Annotated in this window: 2 protein-coding genes; both read left to right on the top strand. The window is 65.9% G+C overall.

Annotation, left to right across the window (positions count from 1 at the left end; genetic code table 11):
• Positions 1-202: 202 nt before the first annotated feature.
• Positions 203-3,016, top strand: coding sequence for an aconitate hydratase (locus AB4Y86_RS14165; RefSeq protein ID WP_441402842.1), 2,814 nt, complete (start codon positions 203-205; stop codon positions 3,014-3,016).
• A 152-nt stretch (positions 3,017-3,168) separates the two neighbouring features.
• Positions 3,169-3,756, top strand: a 588-nt coding sequence (locus AB4Y86_RS14160) for a 1-deoxy-D-xylulose-5-phosphate synthase N-terminal domain-containing protein (RefSeq protein ID WP_441402841.1), incomplete at its 3' end; no start/stop codon positions are given.

Below are 3,756 nucleotides of genomic sequence, written 5' to 3'. Positions count from 1 at the left end.
CCCCGGCGCTGATGCCACTAGTATGGCGGTAGTAGTCCGTCGTCACGCCGGAGTCCCTTTTGCACGGCGACTGTTGAGCAAGCTGGGCAACGCCCTGTGCCTCGAGAGTTGTTTTCAAACGTTTTGTCTTAGTTAGGCTGGCCTAACTAGCAAGGGGTCTGTGGCGCGGCAAAGATGAAACTGTTGCGAGAGGAGTCCTGCGATGAGCATTGTGGACAGCTTCGGTTCAAAAGGCAAACTTAATGTAGCCGGTACCGAATACGAAATTTTCCGGTTGAACTCCGTTGAAGGTGCAGAAAACCTTCCGTTCAGCCTCAAGGTATTGCTTGAAAACCTGTTGAGGACCGAGGACGGCGCCAACATCACGGCCGACCACGTCCGCGCACTGGCCGGTTGGGACCCCAACGCCCAGCCCGACACTGAAATCCAGTTCACGCCGGCGCGCGTGATCATGCAGGACTTCACTGGCGTGCCCTGCGTTGTGGACCTCGCCACCATGCGTGAGGCCGTCAAGGAACTCGGCGGCGACCCCAAGCGGGTCAACCCGCTGGCACCGGCGGAAATGGTCATCGACCACTCCGTGCAGATCGACGTCTTCGGTAACTCCGGCGCACTGGAGCGCAACATGGAGATCGAATACCAGCGCAACGGTGAGCGCTACCAGTTCCTGCGCTGGGGCCAGACCGCGTTCGACGATTTCAAGGTCGTCCCGCCCGGAACCGGCATCGTGCACCAGGTCAACATCGAGTACCTGGCCCGCACCGTCATGACCCGTGAGATTGACGGCGTGCTGCGTGCCTACCCCGACACCTGCGTCGGCACCGACTCGCACACCACCATGGTCAACGGCCTGGGCGTACTCGGCTGGGGCGTCGGAGGCATCGAAGCCGAGGCTGCCATGCTCGGCCAGCCCGTCTCCATGCTGATCCCGCGCGTCGTAGGCTTCAAGCTGACCGGGTCCATCCCGGCCGGCGCCACCGCCACCGACGTCGTCCTGACCATCACCGARMWGCTGCGCMAGCACGGCGTGGTSGGCAAGTTCGTSGAGTTCTACGGCGAAGGCGTCGCGGCYGTGCCGCTGGCCAACCGCGCCACGATCGGCAACATGAGCCCCGAGTTCGGCTCCACCGCCGCGATGTTCCCGATCGACGACGTCACCCTCGACTACCTGCGCCTCACCGGCCGGTCCGATGAGAACGTGGCCCTCGTGGAGGCCTACGCGAAGGAACAGGGCCTGTGGCAMGATCCTTCCAAGGAAATCAAGTTCTCCGAGTACCTCGAGCTGGACCTGTCCACGGTGGTCCCGTCGATCTCCGGCCCGAAGCGGCCGCAGGACCGCATCATCCTCACCGAGTCCAAGGCCCAGTTCCGCGAGGACCTGCGCAACTACGTGCAGGAAGACCTCACCGACGGCAGCCTGGACGAGGCGATCGACGAGAGCTTCCCGGCCTCGGACTCGCCGTCGTTCACCGCCTCCTCGACGCACCTCACGGAACAGGCGCCGCACGCGCACGGGCCGCACTCCAACGGACGCCCGTCCAAGACCGTCGCGGTCAAGACCGCCGACGGCCGGGAGTTCGAGCTGGACCACGGCGCGGTGTCGATCGCCTCGATCACCTCATGCACCAACACGTCCAACCCGTCCGTGATGCTGGCCGCCGCGCTGCTGGCACGCAACGCCGTCGACAAGGGCCTGACCTCGAAGCCGTGGGTCAAGACCTCCGTGGCCCCCGGCTCCAAGGTCGTCACCGACTACTACAACAAGTCGGGCCTGACCCCGTACCTGGAGAAGCTCGGCTTCTACATCGTCGGCTACGGCTGCGCGACCTGCATCGGCAACTCCGGCCCGCTCGACGCCGAGATCTCCGAGGCCATCCAGGCCAACGACCTCTCTGTCACGGCCGTGCTCTCCGGCAACCGCAACTTCGAAGGCCGGATCAACCCGGACGTCAAGATGAACTACCTGGCCTCCCCGCCGCTGGTCATCGCGTATGCCCTGGCCGGCACCATGGACTTCGACTTCGAGAACGACGCCCTGGGCCAGGACGAGTCCGGCAAGGACATCTTCCTGAAGGACATCTGGCCGAACCCCGTCGAGGTCCAGCAGGTCATCGATTCCTCGATCGACAAGGGCATGTTCGCCCGCGGCTACGAAGGCGTCTTCGAGGGCGACGACCGCTGGAAGGCACTCGACACCCCGGCCGGCGACACCTTCGCCTGGGACGAGAAGTCCACCTACGTCCGGAAGCCCCCGTACTTCGAGGGCATGAAGGCGCAGCCGGAACCCGTCCAGGACATCACCGGTGCGCGCGTGCTGCTCAAGCTCGGCGACTCGGTCACCACCGACCACATCTCCCCGGCCGGTTCCTTCAAGTCGGACACCCCGGCCGGTCAGTACCTGCTGGCCAACGGTGTGGAGCGCAAGGACTTCAACTCCTACGGCTCACGCCGTGGCAACCACGAAGTCATGATCCGCGGCACCTTCGCGAACATCCGGATCAAGAACCAGCTCCTCGACGGCGTCGAGGGCGGCTTCACCCGCGACTTCACGCAGGCTGACGGCCCGCAGGCCTACGTCTACGACGCCGCGCAGAACTACCAGGCCGCCGGCACCCCGCTGATCGTCCTGGCCGGCAAGGAGTACGGTTCCGGCTCGTCCCGTGACTGGGCCGCCAAGGGCACCGCACTGCTGGGCGTAAAGGCCGTTGTCGCCGAGAGCTACGAGCGCATCCACCGCTCCAACCTGATCGGCATGGGCGTCCTGCCGCTGCAGTACCCGGCCGGCCAGAACGCCGCCAGCCTGGGCCTGACCGGCACGGAAACCTTCGCCGTCGAGGGTGTCACCGCCCTCAACGAGGGCACCACGCCGAAGACCCTCAAGGTCACCGCGACGGCCGAAGACGGCTCCACCACGTCCTTCGATGCGGTCCTGCGCATCGATACCCCGGGCGAAGCCGACTACTACCGCAACGGCGGCATCCTGCAGTACGTACTGCGCCAGATCTCCGCCCACTAGCGGCAGTCCAGCAGCACCGCAGCGCAGCGCGAACGCCCCGGCCCGTCCCCGACGGACCGGGGCGTTCGCGTCTCCGGACCCCGGTCCGGCGCCGGGGCCCGCTTCGAGGCGTTAGAGTTAAACGGCATGTCTACCACCCGAAGGAGGGGCCGTTGGGAATCTTGGAGACCATCCGGGGTCCGCAGGACCTGAGCAAGTTGTCCCAGGCGCAGCTGGACCAGCTGGCAGGCGAGGTCAGGGAATTCCTGATCGGCAACGTCTCCCAGACGGGAGGCCACCTCGGGCCGAACCTCGGCGTCGTTGAACTCACCATCGCGCTGCACCGGATCTTCGATTCCCCCCGCGACAGCATTGTCTTCGACACCGGCCACCAGTCCTACGTGCACAAGCTCCTCACCGGACGCCAGGATTTCAGTACGCTACGCCAGCAGGGCGGCCTGTCCGGCTACCCGGACCGGGCGGAGTCCGAACACGACATCGTCGAAAGTTCGCATGCCTCCTCGTCGCTGTCCTGGGCCGACGGCATCTCCCGCGCCCGCCAGCTGACCGGCGACGGCGACCGCTACGTGATCGCCGTCGTCGGCGACGGCGCCCTGACCGGCGGCATGGCCTGGGAGGCGATCAACAACATCGCGGCGGACAAGAAGCGCCGGGTCGTGATCGTAGTGAACGACAACGGCCGCTCCTACGCGCCGACCGTCGGCGGCGTCGCCGACTACCTGGCCTCGCTGCGCCCCACC

The organism is Arthrobacter sp. 2YAF22_2 (assembly GCF_052114645.1).
Taxonomy (GTDB): Bacteria; Actinomycetota; Actinomycetes; order Actinomycetales; family Micrococcaceae; genus Arthrobacter.
The sequence above is the reverse complement of the archived record's forward strand: the minus strand, read 5'-3'. Positions and strand labels throughout refer to the sequence as shown.